The 21,099-nt window shown below is 38.3% G+C and carries 14 protein-coding genes; 10 read left to right on the top strand and 4 right to left on the bottom strand.

The genetic code is table 11. From position 1 onward, the window contains the following. Positions 1-185: 185 nt before the first annotated feature. Complete coding sequence (locus H3Z82_RS18235; protein WP_182206933.1) at positions 186-1,724, top strand: Fic family protein; 1,539 nt, start codon at positions 186-188, stop codon at positions 1,722-1,724. Positions 1,725-2,323: 599 nt separating this feature from the next. On the opposite strand, the gene H3Z82_RS18230 is transcribed toward H3Z82_RS18235, so the two are convergent. Then, positions 2,324-2,878, bottom strand: coding sequence for a sigma-70 family RNA polymerase sigma factor (locus H3Z82_RS18230; RefSeq protein ID WP_182206932.1), 555 nt, complete (start codon positions 2,876-2,878; stop codon positions 2,324-2,326). Positions 2,879-3,451: 573 nt separating this feature from the next. Between H3Z82_RS18230 and H3Z82_RS18225 the strand changes: the two genes are divergently transcribed. From H3Z82_RS18225 to H3Z82_RS18190, 8 genes are all read left to right on the top strand, one after another. Beyond that, positions 3,452-5,035: an amidohydrolase family protein gene (locus H3Z82_RS18225; protein WP_182206931.1), complete on the top strand. Its 1,584-nt coding sequence runs from the start codon at positions 3,452-3,454 to the stop codon at positions 5,033-5,035. Between the two features lie 194 nt (positions 5,036-5,229). Continuing rightward, positions 5,230-6,384: a FecR family protein gene (locus H3Z82_RS18220; RefSeq protein ID WP_182206930.1), complete on the top strand. Its 1,155-nt coding sequence runs from the start codon at positions 5,230-5,232 to the stop codon at positions 6,382-6,384. Between the two features lie 140 nt (positions 6,385-6,524). Then, positions 6,525-10,097, top strand: a complete 3,573-nt coding sequence (locus tag H3Z82_RS18215) for a SusC/RagA family TonB-linked outer membrane protein (protein WP_182206929.1) — start codon at positions 6,525-6,527, stop codon at positions 10,095-10,097. A gap of 15 nt (positions 10,098-10,112) precedes the next feature. Then, on the top strand, positions 10,113-11,528 hold the full coding sequence (locus tag H3Z82_RS18210) for a SusD/RagB family nutrient-binding outer membrane lipoprotein (protein WP_182206928.1): 1,416 nt from the start codon (positions 10,113-10,115) through the stop codon (positions 11,526-11,528). A gap of 232 nt (positions 11,529-11,760) precedes the next feature. Then, positions 11,761-13,257, top strand: coding sequence for a S10 family peptidase (locus tag H3Z82_RS18205; RefSeq protein WP_182206927.1), 1,497 nt, complete (start codon positions 11,761-11,763; stop codon positions 13,255-13,257). 79 nt (positions 13,258-13,336) lie between these two features. Continuing rightward, positions 13,337-14,830: a S10 family peptidase gene (locus H3Z82_RS18200; protein WP_182206949.1), complete on the top strand. Its 1,494-nt coding sequence runs from the start codon at positions 13,337-13,339 to the stop codon at positions 14,828-14,830. Between the two features lie 59 nt (positions 14,831-14,889). Beyond that, complete coding sequence (locus H3Z82_RS18195; RefSeq protein ID WP_182206926.1) at positions 14,890-16,485, top strand: amidohydrolase family protein; 1,596 nt, start codon at positions 14,890-14,892, stop codon at positions 16,483-16,485. A gap of 141 nt (positions 16,486-16,626) precedes the next feature. Further along, positions 16,627-17,817 carry a proline dehydrogenase family protein gene (locus H3Z82_RS18190; protein ID WP_182206925.1) on the top strand — a complete coding sequence of 397 codons (1,191 nt, stop codon included), beginning with the start codon at positions 16,627-16,629 and terminating at the stop codon, positions 17,815-17,817. A gap of 844 nt (positions 17,818-18,661) precedes the next feature. On the opposite strand, the gene H3Z82_RS18185 is transcribed toward H3Z82_RS18190, so the two are convergent. From H3Z82_RS18185 to tnpB, 3 genes are read right to left on the bottom strand one after another with little or no spacing between them, the layout of a single operon-like run. After that, a complete protein-coding gene (locus H3Z82_RS18185; RefSeq protein ID WP_182206924.1) occupies positions 18,662-19,171 on the bottom strand; it encodes a DUF6398 domain-containing protein in 510 nt (169 codons plus the stop codon). Next, positions 19,168-20,646: an IS66 family transposase gene (gene tnpC, locus H3Z82_RS18180; protein ID WP_182205184.1), complete on the bottom strand. Its 1,479-nt coding sequence runs from the start codon at positions 20,644-20,646 to the stop codon at positions 19,168-19,170. The genes H3Z82_RS18185 and tnpC overlap by 4 nt, the downstream gene beginning before the upstream one ends. Before the next feature lie 45 nt (positions 20,647-20,691). Next, a complete protein-coding gene (tnpB, locus tag H3Z82_RS19845) occupies positions 20,692-20,967 on the bottom strand; it encodes an IS66 family insertion sequence element accessory protein TnpB (RefSeq protein ID WP_394368104.1) in 276 nt (91 codons plus the stop codon). Here tnpB and H3Z82_RS19670 point away from each other — a divergent pair. Beyond that, a partial coding sequence (locus H3Z82_RS19670) for a hypothetical protein (protein ID WP_235982424.1) occupies positions 20,863-21,099 on the top strand: 237 nt, incomplete at its 3' end. The two genes, tnpB and H3Z82_RS19670, sit on opposite strands and share 105 nt — an antisense overlap.

Raw genomic sequence — 21,099 nt, 5'->3', positions numbered from 1 at the left:
ATCTGCAAACTACCTCGTTGTTCCCACGTCATTGCGAGCATAGCGAAGCAATCTCAAACTTAAATAATCGTTTCAGTCATAATATATATTCAATTTTCATGTGATCTATAGGATAGTAATCATTTATCACGATAAGTAATTGTTTTTCACACTATATTTGTAAATGAAATTCACATCAAATCAACATGAATAATTATTTTTCACAACAAGTAACTGTATTTCATAGTAGGAACACTCCAGAAGCTGGTACATTGGCCGGCTATGCCCTTTTAATAGAGTTTTTACAGCAAGAAACAAATAAAGTAGCGCCGTTACCTAATAGATTGGCAATAGTAACAAATAAACATCAGCGGTACAATACGGAGCAATGGCAAGTCTTTACCACGCGACATCAACCAAATGCTGATATTATAAGCCACATCATATTTGCACTCAAGTATGAGGGCGTCGATCTGTTTATTTTAAAGCAGGTATTTCTTAATTTAAGTGAGGACACTATTAAAGAATACATTCTATCAGAGCCTACAGGGCAATATGCAAGACGGATATGGTTTTTGTATGAATGGTTATTCGAAAAAAAAATAGATGTGCCCGACCTGAAAATAGGCTCCTATGTGGAAGTTATAAATCCAAAACTACAATACCCAGGGCCAACCATAAATTCAACCCGGCACCGCGTAAAAAACAACTTGCCTGGCACCCGCGAGTTTTGTCCGATGATCCAAAGAACAGATAAAATTGAAGCCTACCAAGAAAAGGATTTTTCGAATAAAATGCTATTTGATTTAAAAGGAAAGGATAGGGATTTAATTAGAAGAACAGCAGCGTTTTTATTGCTAAAAGATTCCAAAGCATCTTTCGCCATTGAAGGGGAAAAACCTGAAAACCTAAGAGCAAGAAACTGGGGTAAAGCTATTGGTCAAGCCGGAAAGAAGGAATTAACACTTCAAGAGTTAGAGCGTTTACAGCACATTGTAATTGGCCAGAACAAACTCAAACAAATGGGTTTAAGAACCGAAGAAGGGTTTATTGGAGAACATGACCGGGAAACATTTGCGCCTATTCCAGATCATATTTCAGCACGAACAAAAGACTTGCCAAGCCTTATCAATGGTCTTCTCGAAACCAATAAAATGCTAAACAACAGTCAATACGACCCAGTTTTAATGGCAACGAGTATCGCTTTTGGATTTGTGTTTATCCATCCGTTTTCTGATGGAAATGGCCGATTGCACAGGTATTTGATGCATCATATTTTGATCAGAAAAAATTATACCAGCAGAGATATGATCTTTCCATTATCAGCCGCAATTTTAAATAATATCAGTAGGTATCAGGAGATGTTGGAAGCATTTTCAGAACCACGACTCGCATGGATTGATTGGGTGCCAACGACAGATTATAATGTGGAAATATTAAATGAAACCATTGATCTGTATCGCTATGCGGATCTTACCCTCCAAGCCGAATTTTTATATGCATGTGTTGAAGAAACTATTGAGGAAATAATACCTAACGAAATAAAATTCCTCGAGCAACATGACCACATGGTCGAATTTATCAATAGAGTAGTGACCCTTCCAGATTCCAACATCGATTTATTAATTAAATTCCTAATTCAGAATAATGGCAAATTATCTCAAGCTAAAAAAGCAAAGTTCTTTGATGAAGTCCCGCAAGCAATAATAACTGAAATTGAAAAAGAGTTTGCTGAACTCTTTTAATCCAAAAATCCCTGCGAAAGCAGGGATTTCCCATTAAGTCCCTGCGAAGGCAGGAACTCGAAGATTCAGTGGAGCTAATCTCCAATTCCTCCTAGAACGCTCGTTTCTAACGAGTGCCCGCAACAATTGGCATTAGATAAAATTTAACCTTAAATATTATTGAATAACAATCAGGACAACCCGTAATTTTAGAAAGGGCAGGTAATAAGGAGTTCGTCAGTCGCTCCGTCATTGCGAATAAAGCGAAGCAATCTCTACGGTGTTCCATAAAAAATCTGTGCAAGGCAATTTCGTAGCCCAATGTCACCCCGAGCGCAGATGAAGTAACCGGTCTTAATTCCTTTTCAAGTTTATATTACCTTTATAACGAATCACATCAAATCGTATCAATAATTTTTTAGTGCTGGTTTTCATATCCAACAGATCAAATGGGGGTTATAAATAGTCGGCATAATTTCGAAGAGCCGAAAATTAAAATAATTTCTATTCATGCCATTTTCAGATAATTAAAATTTTCCGAGACTAAATGTATGTAGTTAAGATTGCTAAATTTTTAAGTAAGAAAATAAAACGGATTTAAAGCAATGACCTTGTTATGTTCAGAATAATCGGGTAGAGATAATACAAAATAAATAAATAAAGAAAAAACTGTTTTCGTTAGCTTCAGATTTCAAGAAGGCATAAGCTCTTTTCATTTGAGTCTTAACGGTATTTATGGATATTCCTTTTAATTCGGCAATTTCAGCATAGCTATGGCCCTGTACAACAAAAGCAATAAAAATGTCTTTTCTGCTAACTGGAAGTCTGTTAACTAGCTCCCATAATCTTCGATCGGTACTGGGCCTTTCGGCAATATTTGGAACTTCTTCAGCATGATTATATAAAATAAAATCTAGGGGTTGTTGTTTGAGCGATTTTTTAACAGCTATCAAACTTAAATTTTTTACTGCACGAATAGCATAAGCTTGAAAGGATGTATTTATAGATAAGGTTCTTCTTTTTTGCCAATATGAAATGAAAAAGTCCTGCACTACGTCTTTTGCTACATCGTTGTCTTTAACTATCGTGTAGGACACTAAACACAATAAAGAATGATGGGTAATAAATAGTTCTTCTATTTCTGAAGTATTTTGGTCTAATTTTTTTGATTTCATAACATGCAAGTAGTCTATAAATTAGAAGGTATGATGGTTTTATAATTGTCGCTATTATAGTCTTCCTTTAGATTAAATAATCAGATGCAACTCTGAAAATAATTGCATTTAAACTGAAGAATTGTGATGTAAACTACACTCCTCTATAGGATACGTCTAATTTCAATTCTGGTTTTATTGGAAGCTCTTCTACTCTTAAATTATGAATTTGTTGTTATTAAACAATCTTTCTCATTTCATCTTTCACACATGCACCCGTTTAGAAAAATAGCGGAGTACTATTTTAGAACGGAGATATTCGACAAAATCCTATAAGGTTTTAGTAAAATTTAATAAAAAATTAACGCCATATTTTTTTAAATGTAATAAAAGTTTATTGCAAAAGAAAATCAATTTTTAATTTAAAAGTGAAAAAAGCTGTCACCCTAAAACGTGTTATTTATAACTAATAGGATAGAAGACCTAATGAACCTAGTTCGGCATTCTTAAAAAACGACAGAATATTGAACTCATAAGTTAAAATTTTAAATAAATCGTAGTCATTTTATCAATAGAAATTTTAAATCCGTCACTATGAAAAATTCCATGTTATTAATGTTTTTATTAGCTCCTATGGTAGTTCTGTCTCAAATGATAGGTGCACCTGATCGAAAACCAACAGAAGGCGAAGGTCCCTATGATCAGTTAATTATTCGCGGTGTAACTTTAATAGATGGAACAGGTGGTCCTCCTACAGGACCAGTGGATATAATTATTGAAAAAAATAAAATTACTGATATTGTTTCTGTAGGTGTTCCCAAAATTCAAATAAATGATTCAAAAAGACCGAAATTAAGAACTGGCAACACCAAAGAAATTGATGCTTTTGGTAAATATATTATGCCTGGCATTGTGGATTTGCATGTCCATACTGGAGGTGTACCAAAGGCTCCTGAAGCAGAATACGTGTATAAATTGTGGCTTGCTCATGGCATTACCACGGTTAGAGGTGTACCTACTGGAGAGCTCGAATGGTCCTTAAATGAGCGATCAAGAAGTGCGAAAAATCAAATCGCTGCTCCGCGAATCATCTCATTTCACCGTCCTGGAAGTGGAAAAGAATGGGAGGGGAGAAAGTTGTTGACACCTGTCGATGCGCGAGAATGGGTGCAGTATGCTAAGAAAAAGGGGGTAGATGGACTGAAATTGGGTTCCTATCGTCCGCAAATAATGAAAGCTTTACTTGATGAAGCTAACAGTTTAGGTATGGGAAGCACTGCGCATCTTGCGCAAAGCGGTGTGGCTCAAATGAATGCTGTGGACGCTGCTAGATTAGGATTAACCAGTATGACACATTTCTATGGTCTATTTGAATCTATGTATGAAAACAATGATGTACAGCCTTGGCCTATTGACATTAATTACGGAGATGAGCAACACAGATTTGGCCAAGTGGCTAGGCAATGGAACTTAGTAAAGCCTGGAGGTGAAAAATGGAATGCACTTCTCGACGAATTTTTAGAATTGGATTTTTATATTAATCCTACAATGACTATTTACTCTGCTGGACGAGATGTAATGGCAGCACGAAATGCTGATTGGCATGCTAAATATACACTGCCTTCCCAAATGGATTTTTTCGAACCAAGTCGGTTGAACCATGGTGCTTACTGGTTTGATTGGACCACTGAAGATGAGGTTGCGTGGAAAAGATACTATCAGGTTTGGATGCAGTTCTTAAATGATTATAAAAATAGAGGTGGTAAAGTGACAGTGGGCTCAGACTCTGGGTTTATATATCAATTATATGGTTTTGGTACCATTTTAGAACTTGAAATGTTGCAGGAGGCTGGTTTTCATCCTCTTGAAGTCATCCGAGCAGCGACTATGCACGGTGCAGAAGAGATTTTTAAACCATTAAATCGAGAGATTGAATTTGGAGTTATCCGACCAGGATTACTAGCCGATATCGTAATTCTCGATGAAAATCCATTACAAAACCTTAAAGTACTTTACGGAACAGGGGCGGTAAGATTGAATGACGATAACGGAAAACCTGAAAGAGTAGGTGGTGTCTTGTATACTATAAAAGATGGTATTATTTATGACGCTAAAAAATTATTGAAGGATGTTGAGCTTATGGTTAATAAGCAAAAGAACGAGCGGGCAAAAAATTGATATATATAATTATGGATGTCGCGAGAGGTACGAATCGAACGATTGCCTTGCTATAAAAAAACGATGAACCGTTAATTTGAAAATTTAAAAACAGTGTGAATACATCACTTTTTGATATCGAAATTTCAAGATTGTTTTGAAAATTGTCACCCTAATTTAACTTTTCCATAACATAGTAATAGAAGAATCTATTTATGACATCAGAATCAAGATTAAAAAAGGCCTTAGAGGCAATTGCTGCAACGGGAAAATTAAATCCCGAGTCATTAACTCATTTGACTGAAGTGGAAAGAAAACTTGTAGAAACAATTTTTCAACAAAATTCAGTTATCGAGAGTTTGCGGTTTATTGAGGGGTTAGATACTGATAAAGAGTGGAAACTGCTAAATGAACAATTAAATAAAACTGAAACTTTAGGGTCCGAGGCCCGGATAAAACCGATATGGAAATCCATAATGCGCTACGCCGCACTATTTGTTGGACTTTTTGCTGTGGGTTACGCTGTTTTTAATAAAGATAATATTGAGGTTGATCACCAGGTTTCGCACATGGATGGTGTTCAATTATTGATAGAGAATGGTGAAGCCATGATTCTGGAGCAAGTTGCCAAAGAAGACATTGTGGTCTCAGGTAAAACTATTGCGCATCAAGACGGAAGTAGTATAAACTATGACGCCAATTCCGATGAGAATCAAATTGTCTTCCATCAAATTATAATTCCTCATGGAAAAATGTTTAATGTAAAATTATCCGATGGCACGGTTGTTCATTTGAATTCAGGAAGTAGAATGAAATATCCCACTTCCTTTTTAGAGGGTCGTGCAAGGGAGGTGTTTATTGAAGGACAAGCATATTTTGATGTCTCCCCAGATAAACAAAGGCCATTTATCGTCAATGCAGATGATGTCTCCATAGAGGTGCTCGGGACGGAGTTTGTCGTATCGACCTACTCTGAAGATCCCGAGATTAACACGGTTTTGGTAGAAGGATCAATAACTATGGCCAACTCTTTTCTTCCGAAAGACGTTATAACCCTGACTCCCGGAACTAAAGGATCTTGGAATAAGGATAACCATAAAACAAGCTTGGAAAATGTGAACGTACAGGATTACATAGGTTGGATGAGTGGAGAATTGGTTTTTAGAAATTCACCTTTTTCCAACATGCAAAAAAAACTTGAACGGAAATATAATGTCGAAATCGTAAACAACAATTCGGCCTTGTCTAAAAAAGTTTTCAATGCAAGTTTTAGTAAGGATATTGAGAGTATTGAAGATGTTTTAAAATATATATCCGAAATATATCCATTCCAATACGAAATTTCTGATCGTCATGTATTAATATTTTAATCACTACTTAGTCTACGCCTATGGAAAATTATGAAAAGCAAAGGTTTATTAGAAAACATTCAAGGAATTTTAAAAATTTCAACAAATATTTATTCAAAGCTTTATAACTGCATCAAAAACCAATTAAAATCAATTAAATTATGAAAAAAAATAGAAGAAGCAGCTCGTTCTTTCCGATTTTCCGAATTGATCTGAAATTAAAATTTAGTGCACTTTTTGTGCTGTTGTCGTTAGTTCAAATTAAGGCGAATCCAGTTTCTGATGAGGAGAGTCAAAAAATCACTATAGATATAGAACAAGCGAGTCTGTTGAAAGTATTTGAGGAAATTGAATCAATCTCTGATTATCGATTTTTATTCGAAAGCAAACAAATCAATTATGAACGGAAAATTACGTTAAAACTAAGAAATAAAGAAATCCATGAAGTGCTGGATGCCATTTTTAATAATTCTGGAATACATTACAGAGTCAAAGGACGACAAGTGATTCTTATTAAAGAAAATAATAACAAGGAAAATGTACAATCTATAAATTCTAAGCTGAAACCAGAAGACAATCAGCTTCAACAACAGGTTACAGGAATTGTTTCAGACGCGAGCGGCTTGCCAATGATCGGCGCAAATGTTATAGAAAAAGGGACAGCTAATGGTGTACAGACAGATTTTGATGGTAAATTTTCAATCACCGTTCCAGAAAATGCAGTTCTTGTCTTTTCCTACGTCGGATTTAAATCAAAAGAAATTAATGTTGGTACCCAAACCAATATTAATATAACCTTAGAAGAGGATGCGGCCCTGCTGGATGAAGTTGTTGTTACTGCATTAGGGATTTCCAGAGAGAAAAAATCTCTTGGATATGCTACTCAAGAGGTAAGTGGAGACGATGTCAATAGGGTACCTACAGATAACGTTGTAAATGCTCTTTCGGGAAAAGTATCAGGAGTGCAAATTAAGAACAATACCAACTTAGGAGGTTCAAGCAATGTTATAATTAGAGGAAGTACGTCTCTAACAGGTGATAATCAAGCCTTATTTGTTATTGATGGGGTCCCAGTTAGTAACTCTAATTTCAACACTTCAGATCAGCAAAATGCTGGTGGTGGTTTTGATTATGGAAACTTAGCTTCTGATATCAATCCTGAGGACATAGCGTCAATTAACGTTCTAAAGGGTGCCGCAGCTACGGCATTGTATGGATCAAGGGCAACAAACGGAGCTGTAATCATTACAACAAAATCTGGAGCAGGTGCAAAGGATAAAACAACAATCACCATAAATTCCGGTATCACCATAGGATTTATTGATAAATCGACATGGCCAAAATTTCAACATGAATACGGCACGGGATATGGATCTATCTATGGTCCTAATGGAAATGAGTATTTCAACAAACAAGATGTTAATGGCGATGGAACACTTGACTTAGTTTCACCTTCTACCGCCTATGGTTCTTACGGGGCACCATTCGATTCAAATTTGATGGTATACCAATGGGATTCCTTCTATCCAGAATCTCCTTATTATTTACAGCCTACGCCTTGGGAAGCTCCAAAAGACAAGCTTATTACCTTCTTTGATACACCTGTGACTTTCGTTAATAGTGTTTCGGTTTCTGGAAGTGGTCAAAAGGCCAATTACAGAATTTCATATACTAATTTTGAACAAGAGGGAATTGTACCAAATAGTAAGCTTTCAAGAAATAATATAGCTATAAGTACAGGCTTTGATTTTAATGAAAGATTAAAAGCAACTGGTAGTGCAAACTATATAAAGACAGATGCGTTAGGTCGAAATCGAACAGGAAATGAATCTGCTTTCGGTAATGGAGGCAACGTGGTGGCAGCTATGCGTAAATACTGGCCAATGAACGTTGGAATTCAGGAATTAAAAGACGCCTATTTTAATACTGGCACTAACATCACTCCATTTATGGGAGGTACAATTGATAATCCTTACTGGGTATTATATGAAAACTACCAAAACGATACCAGAAGTAGAATATTTGGAAATGTTTCACTTAATTATAAAATAAATGATTGGATTAACCTTGAAGGTCGCGCCTCATTAGATACCTATTCATTTCTGCAAGAGGAACGAGCAAATACCGGAACTCGGGGAAGGGAAGGGAAGTATGAGCGAAAAAATATAAATTTCAGTGAAATGAATTATGACTTAATGTTAAATTTCAACAAACACGTTACTGAAAAACTAAACATTAGTGGGGTTATAGGGACAAATATTAGAAGGAACGAATTTAGTTCCATAAGTTCTGTAACTAATGGAGGCTTGGTTCTTGCTGGACTATATTCTCTATCAAATTCTGTAAATTTACCAGCTGCTCCTATTGAGGTACTTGAAAAGGTGGGAGTCGATGGATTTTACGGTCTTGTTTCATTTGGTTATAACAACTTATTGTATTTAGATCTTACAGGAAGATTTGATCATTCGTCTACCTTGCCCCAAGAAAATAGTACTTATTTCTATCCTTCAGTATCCACAAGTTTTATATTCTCAAATCTTATTGAGAGTGATGTGTTGACTTTTGGTAAATTAAGATTGAATTATGCAGAGGTGGGAAGCTCCGCACCACCAAATAGTTTAAAGGACGTTTTGGAAAAACCGACACCATTCGGTTCAATTCCTTTATATGGCATGAACAGTACTAAAAATAATTCTGAATTGTTACCAGAAAGTACATCAAGTAGCGAATTAGGGTTGGAACTGCGTTTTTTTAAAAGCAGATTGAAAATGGACATGTCGGTTTATAAAACCAATACTAAAGATCAAATTATACCTGTCGCTATATCCACAACTACAGGGTATTCCAGAAAATTTGTTAATGCTGGTGAAATACAAAATAAGGGGGTGGAGATTGCTTTATCTGGCTCGATAATAAAAACGGACGATTTTAGTTGGGATGTGGGTGTCAATTGGGCAACTAATAAGAGTGAGGTACTTTCTCTATTTGAAGGCGCTTCTAACTTACAGTTAGGAAGCCTCTCTGGAGTGACAATTAATGCCACCCTCGGAGAACCGTACGGAACAATTCAGGGAACTGATTATATTTATCTTGATGGTAAGCGGGTAATTAATCAAAGCAATGGGGAATATATGCGGACAACCACTTCAAATAATGTGATTGGAAATGTAACTCCAGACTGGAATGGTGGATTTACTAATTCAATGAAGTACAAGAATTTTAGTCTTAACTTCTTGATCGACATGCAGAAGGGGGGCGATCTTTATTCACGCGATATTGCAGTGGGCAATAGATCTGGCCTATATAACTATTCTGTTGGTTTAAATGATTTGGGCAACCCAATGCGGAATTCTTTGGCAAATGGAGGTGGAATTATACTCGACGGTGTAACGCCTGATGGACAGCCAAACACCGTCCGTACAGCAATGGATACATATAATAACGCTACCGGAAGTGTTAAAGCACCTTCAGCACATTTTATTTATGATGCTTCTTATATTAAATTGAGAGAGGTGTCATTAACGTATTCCTTTCCAAAATTAAGTTTTCTTGATAAAGTAAAAGTAGAGGCTATGAAATTAAGCTTAGTAGGCTCAAATCTTTGGATTATTCACAAAAACTTACCATTCTCAGATCCTGAAGCCAATTTAAGTTCTGGAAATGTCCAAGGATATCAAGAAGGGGTATTGCCTTCAACTCAAAATTTGGGTTTCAATCTTCAAATACAATTCTAATATAAATCGAATATCATGAAAAAATATATTCTTATATCCATCATTTTTATTTTCGTCGGCTGCTCTGGTAACTTGGAAGATCTAAACGTCGATGAAAAAAATGCGACCTCAGCCCCAGCTGAAACGTTTTTTAACTATGCTTTAAAAAATATGTCCAATTTAGAAAGCGATCTCACCTACGGTGCTAACGGCAGTCCATACACGCTTTCGAGGCTATGGTCACAACAAATATCATCTGTGACCTACAACGAGGGTACTACATATTATTCAAATTTTAATTGGACCAATGTCTATTTGGAAGTTCTAATTAATTTACAAGAAAGTAGGAAAGTAATTGAGAGTACGGTCCAAACTCCAATGAATGCCGTTGCACTTAAAAATAAGCTGTCTATCCTAGAAATATTAAGGGTGTATTCCTATAGTAAGCTTGTAGAGTCTTTTGGGAATATCCCTTATTCAGAAGCTCTCGATGTGAATAATATATCACCTACCTATGATGATGCAGAGACCATTTATCTTGACTTGTTGTCAGATTTAAATACCGCATTGGATAATATCGATGAGTCAGGGGCCAGCTGGAACGATGATCTGATGTATGACGGCAATACCGAGCTTTGGAAAAAGTTTGGAAGATCATTACAGTTACTGATGGCTATGCGTATTGTTGATAGTAACCCACAGGTTGCAGAAACTAATATTATTGCTGCGCTTCCTGGAGTATTCACGTCAAATGCAGATAATGCTACGGTTGAACATTTAGATGCTCAACCAAATACAACCGCTCTCTATCTGGATTTGGCCGTCGGAAATAGAAAAGATTTTGTGGGGGCTAAACCATTTATTGATTATATGAATAGTTTGGAAGATCCACGTAGAAGCGTCTTTTTTAAATCTGTAAATGGTGATTATATAGGTGCTGAGTCTGGGATGGTCGTAAATTATGACAGCTATTCTGAGATGGGGACATTATTCTACCAACCTAACACGGCAGTCATTTTTATTGATTATTCTACGGTAGAATTCTTACTTGCTGAGGCGGCCGAACGGAATATAGCTGGAGTTGCCGATGCCGAATTACATTATAATAACGCAATTAAAGCCTCTTTTGAGTATTACGGGGTTTCAGGCGTGGACGATTACTTAGCACAACCAGAGGTTGCGTATTCTACAGCTCCAGGAAATTGGAAAGAAAAAATAGGAATGCAAAAATGGGTGGCATTATATAACCAAGGCTTAGAAGCATGGACAGAATATAGAAGGTTGGATTATCCAAAACTTTCGGCGCCTGCAGGGGCATATGTTGATACGGTTCCAGTTCGTCTTATTTATCCTATATCTGAACAAACATTAAATAGAAGTAATTACGAAGCTGCTGCAGCAGATATAGGTGGCGACTTGTTGACAACAAAGCTTTTTTGGGACAAATATTAATTTCAATCCAGAATCGCGGAGCATCTCACTGAGAGTACTTTTTATAACGGTACGAAGATTTTAAATAAATATTCTTATTAGCAATTGAGCGGTTTTAGAGGATATCCTCTAATGCCGCTGATAGCTAAGTTTTTGTGAAATATATTTCAATTTTATAGGGTTTTTATAGCGTCATTTTAAATCAATGGCACTTTACAATATCTAACTTAACTACAAAACATTAATCAATCTCATGAAAAAAATTTATCAATATACGGTCGTACTGTTCTTATTTTGTTTTTCATTAAATGCACAACATCTCAATACAAGTATGGATACTATGGTGGTAACTTCTGGACATGTAACCATTAAAGGCTCTCCAATTAAATATAAGGCCACAGCAGGTAAACAGCCTGTTTGGGATGACCAAGGAAAAATTATTGCAGGTCTTTACTACACCTATTATGAAAGATCCGACGTAAAAAATCGGTCGAAAAGACCAATCTTTTTTTCCTTTAATGGCGGGCCAGGGGCAGCCTCCGTTTGGATGCATTTGGGCTATACAGGGCCGTACAAGTTAAAACTTGATGACGAAGGCTATCCAGTACAACCGTACGGGGTTGAAGAAAATCCGAATTCAATATTGGATGTGGCCGATATCGTTTATATCGAACCTGTTAATACTGGCTTTTCTAGAGCTGTTAATAGTATGAGTGATGAGGAGATTGCTAAAACGTTCTTCGGTGTGAATGCCGATATAAAGTATTTAGCAGAATGGATTAACACTTTTGTTACAAGAAAAAATCGCTGGGAATCACCTAAATATCTAATAGGTGAAAGTTACGGAACACCTCGCGTGTCAGGTCTTTCTTTAGAACTGCAAAATCGTCATTGGATGTACTTGAATGGTGTGATTTTGGTATCTCCTACCGATATAGGTATTGAGCGCGGTACAGCAATTGAGCCAGCAAATCTCATCCCGTATTATGCCGCCGCGGCATGGTTTCATAAAAAACTTCCTACCGATTTACAATCGAAAGATTTGACTGAGGTTTTAACTGAGGTAGAAGATTATACCGCAAATAAATTAATTCCCATCATGGCTAAAGGAGGCTTTCTCGAAAAGGCTGAAAAACAAAAAACGGCTGTCGAATTATCTCGATATACCGGCTTATCTGAAAAAGTTATAATGGAACATGATCTAAGAGTGCCAAAAGCATTTTTCTGGAAAGACTTGTTAAGGGATGAAGGTTTTACCATTGGAAGACTCGATTCCAGATACCTTGGAATAGACAAGATGAATGCTGGTGATCGGCCTGATTATTCACCAGAGATGAAATCGTGGGAACATTCTTTTGCCCCTGCTATTAATTATTATTTTAAAAACCATCTTAATTATAACACAGATTTAAGATATTTTATTGGTGGACAGACACGTCCTTGGGATAGATCCAACAATAATACGGGCGAGAATCTACGTCAGGCAATGGCACAGAATCCATACTTGCATGTGATGGTACAAGCTGGATATTATGACGGAGCAACGGATTATTATAACTCCAAGTATAATTTATGGCAAATGGATACCAGTGGGAAATTACGTGATCGCATGAGTTGGAAAGGTTATAGAAGTGGACATATGATGTACTTGAGATCTGAAGATATAATCACTTCGAATGAACACATTAGAGAATTCATAAAAGCATCTATTCCAAAGGAAAATCAACCGGCGGAATACATCCGAAAATAATGTTAAAAATAGGGACTATAAAATTATATAATAAGTACACATGGCTTGGAAAACAATTTAAAATCAACAAAAAATGAAGATGAATAAAATTTATACAATTGCGATTATTTTGACGCTGTGGAGCCTAAACTTGAGCGCTCAACAGTTGAACACATCGATGGATTCTACAGTAACTACCAATGGTGAGGTGACTATAAAAGGAGTTTCTGTGAAATATTCAGCAACTACGGGAAAACAACCTGTATGGGACGAGAAGGGTAAAATTATTGCCGGGTTGTATTTTACTTATTACCAGAGATTGGGTGTAAATAATAGAGCAAAAAGACCGCTTATATTTTCGTTAAACGGTGGACCGGGTTCAGCCTCAGTGTGGATGCATATAGCCTACACAGGGCCAAAAATACTAAAAATTGATGATGAAGGATATCCTGTACAACCTTATGGCATTAAAGACAATGTGCATTCTATTCTTGACGTGGCAGATATCGTTTATATAAATCCTGTAAATACAGGCTATTCGAGAGCTATAGACACTATGGATGATGCCGAGAAGAGAAAAACATTTTTCGGTGTTAATGCTGATATAAAATATTTGGCAAGCTGGATCAATACCTTTGTAACACGTCAAAATCGGTGGGAATCACCTAAGTATCTTATCGGTGAGAGCTATGGAGCACCAAGAGTTTCAGGGCTTTCTTTGGAACTTCAAAATCGCCATTGGATGTATCTTAACGGAGTGATTTTAGTGTCTCCTACAGGTCTAGGTATAGAGCGGGGCACTGCCGTAGAAGCGGCCAACCTTCTTCCATATTATGCAGCCACAGCTTGGCACCACAGTAAATTACCTTCAGACTTACAGTCTAAAGATTTAACAGACATCCTGACGGAAGTGGAAGAGTATACAGTAAATGAACTAATTCCAATTATGGCTAAGGGAGGTTTTTTGCCTGATGCAGAAAAAAAGAAAGCTGCTGCTCGCATCGCTAGATATTCAGGCTTATCGGAAAAAGTAGTAATGGAACACGATTTAAGAATTCCGAAAGGCTTTTACTGGAAAGAGCTGTTAAGAGATGAAGGTTTTAATATTGGAAGACTGGATTCGAGATATCTAGGCATTGACAAAATGGTAGCGGGTGGCTCACCTGATTATTCTGCTGAACTAACATCTTGGCTTCATTCGTTTACACCTGCAATCAATTATTATATAAAAAATCACTTGAAATATGAAACTGACTTAAAGTACAATATGTTCGGACCAGTCCATCCTTGGGATAGAAGCAACAATAATACTGGTTTTGAGCTACGCCAAGCCATGGCACAAAACCCATACTTACATCTATTGGTGCAAGCGGGTTATTATGACGGAGGTACAGATTATTTCAATTCAAAGTACAATCAATGGCAAATGGATACGAGTGGCAAACTACGTGAACGAATGACATGGAAAGGCTACAGAAGCGGTCATATGATGTACTTACGAAGTGAAGACTTAGCGACTTCCAATGAACATATCAGGGAATTTCTCGTAAAATCAACACCCAAAGATGGTCAACCAGCAGAATACAAAAGATAAACTAAAATAATAACTTTTAGCTGATTCTAAATTTTCTAAAAATTTAATTACAAATTCATATGAATAGTTTAAAAAATAAATTACTAATCCCAATTTGCTTTCTATTGAGTATAAGTCTGCAAGCGCAGATTGAAAAAGCACCCGACAGACAAGAAGGTGAAGGTCCATGGTCACAATTGATTATTAGAGGTGCAACATTAATAAATGGAACTTTAGCGCCTCCTATGGGGCCAGTAGATATTGTTGTAGAAAAAAATCGCATTGTAGACGTTCGAGTGGTAGGATATCCCGGAGTACCAATTAAAGAAAGTAGAAGACCAATTTTAAAGTCAGGCGGAAAAGAACTGAATGCTGAAGGTATGTACATTATGCCCGGCTTTGTCGATAGTCACGCCCATATTGGGGGTAAAAATCAAGGAACTCCTGCCGAATATGTATATAAGCTATGGATGGGCCATGGGATCACGACAATTGTTGACCCAAGTAGTGGAAATGGAATAGCATGGACCTTGAAGGAGAAAAAACGAAGTGAGAGGAATGAAATAACGGCTCCAAGAATCCAAGCTTATACCTCCTTTGGTCAGGGAAGCAAGACTCCTATTGCCACTGACCAGCAGGCAAGAGAATGGGTGCGGAACAATGCAAAATTAGGTGCGGATGGTATTAAGTTTTTTGGAGCAACACCTGTAGTAATGGCTGCAGCTTTGGAAGAAAACAAAAAATTGGGTTTACGCTCAAAAATGCATCATTCCCAAACATATGTCGGGAGTTGGAATGTTTTGAATAGTGCAAGATCAGGGCTGACTTCAATGGAGCATTGGTATGGCTTGCCTGAAGCATTGTTTTTTGATAGAACTGTCCAAGACTACTCCTTGGATTACAATTACCAAAATGAACAAGATCGATTTGGTGAAGCAGGACAGTTGTGGAAACAAGCTGCACAACCCAATAGCAAAAAATGGAATGAGGTGATGGACGAGCTCTTGTCTCTTGATTTTACTTTAACTCCAACATTTGTGATTTATGAAGCGAATAGAGATTTAACCCGAGCTCGCCTTGTTGAATGGCATCAAGAATATACGCTTCCGAGCTTATGGGAGTTTTATGCACCAAGTCGTGAGTCTCATGGATCTTATTGGCTCAATTGGGGAACTGAACAGGAAATTGAATGGAAAGCCAATTATAAACTTTGGATGAATTTTGTTAATGACTATAAAAATAGAGGTGGAAGGGTAACCGTAGGTACTGATGCTGGATTTATATATGAACTTTATGGGTTTTCCTATCCAAGAGAAATGGAGCTTTTACGTGAAGCAGGCTTCCATCCATTGGAAGTTATAAAAGCAGCTACTTTAAATGGGGCGGAAGCCTTGGGGATGGAAAAGGATATTGGCTCTGTAGAAGTTGGTAAATTGGCCGATTTTGTCATTGTAGAAGAAAATCCTTTGGAGAATTTCCAAACTCTTTATGGAACGGGTGCAATTAAAATAACAGAAGACAACAAAGTGATTCGCGTAGGAGGTGTGAAATATACCATTAAAGATGGGATTATTTATGACGCCAAGAAACTGTTATCTGATGTTAAGGAAATGGTAAGAGAAGATAAAGACAGTAAAGGATATAAAATAACCCAACCAGGTCTTCCCATGAATTGATAATTGTTCGTCTTTAGCAAACTATAACACCTAATACTGATATATGTTCGAAAATTTTCAGCAAAAAAGATAAAAGGTTTGTAAGTATGGTTAAAACGGTACTGATGGCACTTAGCTCATAACTGAATCAAAAATAGTATCATGCAGAAGATAATTAATTTGGAAAATACAAGGATTGCCTTTGCTAATAAATCCAGCAAACAGCTACGCAAATCAAGAATTCTTTTCAAAATAATTAGTAATGATGGTCTTGTGAGAATTGCAAAACCTGTGACTAATTTTTTATTGCGGATACATTTTCCTTTGGAACCCATATTGAAGAATACTGTTTTTAATCACTTTTGCGGAGGTGAGACAATACAAGAATGTAAAACAACAGTTAATAATTTATTCAAAAATGGAGGAGTTTATTCTATTTTAGATTATTCAGTTGAAGGTAAGAATGAAGAATATTTCTTCGATGACACTTTAGAAACTTTATTAAGGATTATTGATTTTGCGAAGCATTCGGCTGCGGTTCCCTTCTTGGTTTTTAAACCAACAGGCATGGGAAGACCGGAAATCTATGAAAAAGTATCATCAAATGTGGAGTTGACAGAGAATGAACTTGTAGAGTGGGAGACCATAAAAAAACGCTATGATATTATTTGCCGTAATACGGCGGCTACTGGCCACTTGAAAGTCATGATTGATGCTGAAGAATCTTGGATGCAAAGGGCTGTAGACGAGTTAGTTGAAGGGATGATGATGAAATACAATAAGGACCGTGCGGTGGTATTTACCACACTTCAGATGTATAGGTGGGATAGGCTTTCATACTTAAAACACTTACATGATCATGGTACACAACACGGAATTAAGATCGGCGTCAAACTTGTTAGGGGTGCATATATGGAAATGGAACGCGAGCGCGCAATGCAAAATGATTATGAAAGTCCCATATGCCAAGACAAGGCTAGTACAGATTTAAACTTCAACAATGCTGTTTTTTATTCATTAAAGAATTTAGATGTTTTTGAATTATATATTGGCACTCATAATGAATTAAGTTGTCAAGTTCTTATGAAAGATATGGTTGAAAAGGGAATACAAACCAATGATAACCGTATTTGGTTTGGACAGCTCTATGGCATGAGTGACCACATTAGCTTTAATTTGGCGGAAAATGGCTATAATACTTCGAAATATTTGCCCTTCGGAGCAGTAAGAGACGTGATTCCATATTTGCTCAGAAGAGCTGAAGAAAACACTTCAATTGGTAACCAAACAACCCGAGAACTTTCTTTATTAGACAAAGAAATTAAAAGGAGAAGCACAAAAAAAACTCTTTAAACACAAAATACATTCCAAACCAACCTCGTCCATCATAATAAAAAGAGCAGGTATTAAGGAGTTCGTCAGTCGTTCCATAAATCCCTGCGCAGGCAGGGATCTCGTATTTAGTAGCTTATTTCCATTGATCAATTTAAAATCTCCTCAAACTTAATTTATTCTATTTTAAGAAAGAGGGCAGGTAATAAGGAGTTCGTCAGTCGCTCCATTTAGTTCCATAAAACATCTGTGCAAGGCAATTTCGTATCCCAATGTCACCCTGAGCGCAGTCGAAGGGCTTTAAATTCAATACTAATTTTTTAATGATAGCCTTGCACAAACCATAAATAGCGCCACTGCGGCGACACGTCCTCGTTGGCACTATTTATTTGTTTTATTTCACACATTCACTCCTTCCTCACCCGCAGCTACTTTTGTGTCCTTACCTGCGAAAAGCAGGTACCCAATATGGTGCCTGCAAAAGCAGGCGACATATTAAAAGGGCACATCCGCTGCTTCATGTGATGCGAGCCTGCGGGTCGCTTCGGGCTGATCGGGCTGTCACGATTCTTGCAATAACCCATTTGCCTGCAGTCGCTTCATATCAGGCCCTCGTGCCTCATGCCCTCATTCAGCCACTTCGGCAACCCGCGCAAACGTAGCTCATTTATTCCACTCCACGAGCATCGCTTCCCTATTCCGCAATACAATTCGTAAACCTCAACAAAGCCCCTATACAGGTCTGAAAATTGTTTGATCCACGACATTTGGGGCATCCACGTATTGCTCCATTTCAGCGCTGCCACGTTACGTTTCACGCAATCGCTACCCTTGCCTTTCGTATCCGTCCGGGCAACTACATTAGCTATTGGTCTTCATATTTCGTAGTGAATTCAATATCCTTGCCTTCTGCCCTTGCTTGAAGCACTATTTGTTGCATATGTTCTGGAAGGTTGTCCAAGGGCAATATCAGTCCATCGACCATTACCATGTTGTTAAAAGGGCTGTTCTCCTGCATGGCACCGGTAGAAAATTCAGGGCTATAATACCATAGATCGAACATATCCTTTATGATCCGGGCCTTGCTCGAGACCGTAGCCCCCTTGGTCCCGAAGTATTCGTTCATCTCTTTGGAACTTATATACGGCTCGAAGGATCTGTCGAACAAAAAATTTATCGACCCTATGGCATGGACCACAGCTGCCGCCCATATCTCTAATTTTCCCCTTGTGAACGGGACGTCTCTTTTTCTACCCATCTTTTTGATGAGTTTTTCACAGAGTACGAAGTATTCATCATTGAGTTTCTGCGCACAGAAGGCCCCCGTTATTTCCAATAATTGTTTTTCCTTTTCCTTTACCTGTTCTTTGGTCATATGCTGTTCTGTTTTTGGTATCCGGGCAGGAGTTCTTCGAGTTTTTGTATGCTATGATCTGGGATCCGCCCGAGGGTCTCCTTTAGCCATTCCCGGGGATTGACGCCCTGCATCTTGCAGCTACCGAAGAAAGAATAGAGCATGGCGGCATTTTGTGCCGCTTTATGTGATCCACAGAAAAGGAAGTTCTTTCTGCCTATGGCCATGGGGCGGATGGCATTTTCGATCAGGTTATTGTCAAGTTCGATGCGTCCATCCTCAAATATGGCCTCCAGTTTTGGGTATTGATTGATGAAGTAGGTCATCGCCTTGCCGATGGGACTTTGCGGCAGCACTCTGAATTGTTGCCCTTCGATCCACGTTTTGATCTGTACCAATAGCGGCTTGATCCTTATGTCTCGTTGTCTTTTTCGGGCTTCAAGATCATCTTGGGCCTCCTCTTTGATCTTACGTTCTTCCAAATAGATATCCCTAAAGATGGCCAATGCTTTTTCCGCTTGTTTTTTATCACTGTCCAGCGCGTCGTGGAACTTGCGCCTGGCATGTACCAGACATCCGGCAAGTGCGATCTTGGGGTCGGTACCTATTTTATCGTACACGGTATAGCCATCGCATTGCAGATACCCACTATAGCCCGCAAGCAATTCTTTGGGGCCGTGCTGTCCACGGCCTTTTCGGTAATTGAAAAGCACCAATTTTTGAACGGGATCGTGATAGACCCATTGATATCCCTGATGTGTACTGCCTTTTTTATCGGAATCCAACACCTTGATCGGACTCTCATCGGCCTGGATATAATCGGAGGCCAGTATTTTTTGTTTCAGTGTATTGTAGAGCGGTTCCAGCAGCTGGCAACAACTGGCCATCCAGTCGCTCATGGTGCTCTGTGCGGGTTCCCATCCAAAGTCCCGTTTGAACATTTGGATCTGCCGGTAGAACGGAAGGTGATCGATATATTTGCCCACCAGGATGTGTGCCAGTAAACAGGCCTCGGCTATCGATTTGTCGATGGGACGGGTAGGAAGTGCCGCGATCAGTACGCCCTCTCCATCCGCTTTGGCATACTTGGGCCGGATCGTCCTTCTTTTGATAAGGCTTGCGGGAGTGTATTCCAAGGTTTCGGTGACCTCTTCCCCGATCTTCTTCAGTCCCGTGGTATCCTCTTCGGGCTCGATGGTGATTTCCCTGACCGGCAGATGTTCGGGCAGTGCATTGCGCCCATTGTGTTTTTTCTTGTCCCTGGAATAGGTAATGGTCTCTTGCGGGGTCTCTTCTACGGTTTCTGGGGAATCATCCCCTGAAAAGAGCGATAACTGGTCGACCACAGCTTGGGATATGAAACTCTCGGATTTGAATCCACTTATGAGTTTGTAGAGCTGTGCCAGTTGATGTTCCAAGGAAACTATTCTGGCCGTGGAGGCCTTCTCCTTTTTTTGAAGGTCCCGGTTCTCGACAAGCAGCTCTTGATAGGTCATAGCAGGGCTAAGATAAAAATTGCCCTGTTAAAAAACAACCTAATATCACGTTTTTTTGTAACGTTTTCTCCTGGTTATATTGGTAATGGAGATCCCATCGATGAGCAGGACCAATTGAGCGTAATCCAGCCGTAGACTGCCGACTGATCCATCGTAATCGGGAAGTTCAAAAGTACCGGATTCCAGCCTTTTGTAGTACAGCATAAACCCTCCCGATTGCCAGTGCAACAACTTTGCCTTGTTGCGGACCTTGTTGATAAAGATATATACCGTACCGTCATCGGGGCTCTGGTCCAGATCGTTGATGACAAGTCCACTCAGGCTATCGAAGCTTTTTCGCATATCGGTGGGGAGGCTGTAGAGTTGGAACCGGTGCGAAGTACCAAGTGCGAACATCTATACTGGGATTTCGATCTCGATCCCGTTTTTGCAACGGATCAAAATGGTTCTGCC

Source organism: Gelidibacter maritimus, assembly GCF_014062315.1.
Lineage (GTDB): Bacteria > Bacteroidota > Bacteroidia > Flavobacteriales > Flavobacteriaceae > Gelidibacter > Gelidibacter maritimus.
The sequence above is the reverse complement of the archived record's forward strand: the minus strand, read 5'-3'. Positions and strand labels throughout refer to the sequence as shown.

What these genes read in the sequence shown, in the direction of transcription:
- H3Z82_RS18235 (WP_182206933.1), top strand. Translation starts at nt 186, where the DNA reads ATGAATAATTATTTTTCACAACAAGTAACTGTATTTCATAGTAGGAAC.
- H3Z82_RS18230 (WP_182206932.1), bottom strand. Translation starts at nt 2,878, where the DNA reads ATGAAATCAAAAAAATTAGACCAAAATACTTCAGAAATAGAAGAACTA.
- H3Z82_RS18225 (WP_182206931.1), top strand. Translation starts at nt 3,452, where the DNA reads ATGAAAAATTCCATGTTATTAATGTTTTTATTAGCTCCTATGGTAGTT.
- H3Z82_RS18220 (WP_182206930.1), top strand. Translation starts at nt 5,230, where the DNA reads ATGACATCAGAATCAAGATTAAAAAAGGCCTTAGAGGCAATTGCTGCA.
- H3Z82_RS18215 (WP_182206929.1), top strand. Translation starts at nt 6,525, where the DNA reads ATGAAAAAAAATAGAAGAAGCAGCTCGTTCTTTCCGATTTTCCGAATT.
- H3Z82_RS18210 (WP_182206928.1), top strand. Translation starts at nt 10,113, where the DNA reads ATGAAAAAATATATTCTTATATCCATCATTTTTATTTTCGTCGGCTGC.
- H3Z82_RS18205 (WP_182206927.1), top strand. Translation starts at nt 11,761, where the DNA reads ATGAAAAAAATTTATCAATATACGGTCGTACTGTTCTTATTTTGTTTT.
- H3Z82_RS18200 (WP_182206949.1), top strand. Translation starts at nt 13,337, where the DNA reads ATGAATAAAATTTATACAATTGCGATTATTTTGACGCTGTGGAGCCTA.
- H3Z82_RS18195 (WP_182206926.1), top strand. Translation starts at nt 14,890, where the DNA reads ATGAATAGTTTAAAAAATAAATTACTAATCCCAATTTGCTTTCTATTG.
- H3Z82_RS18190 (WP_182206925.1), top strand. Translation starts at nt 16,627, where the DNA reads ATGCAGAAGATAATTAATTTGGAAAATACAAGGATTGCCTTTGCTAAT.
- H3Z82_RS18185 (WP_182206924.1), bottom strand. Translation starts at nt 19,171, where the DNA reads ATGACCAAAGAACAGGTAAAGGAAAAGGAAAAACAATTATTGGAAATA.
- tnpC (WP_182205184.1), bottom strand. Translation starts at nt 20,646, where the DNA reads ATGACCTATCAAGAGCTGCTTGTCGAGAACCGGGACCTTCAAAAAAAG.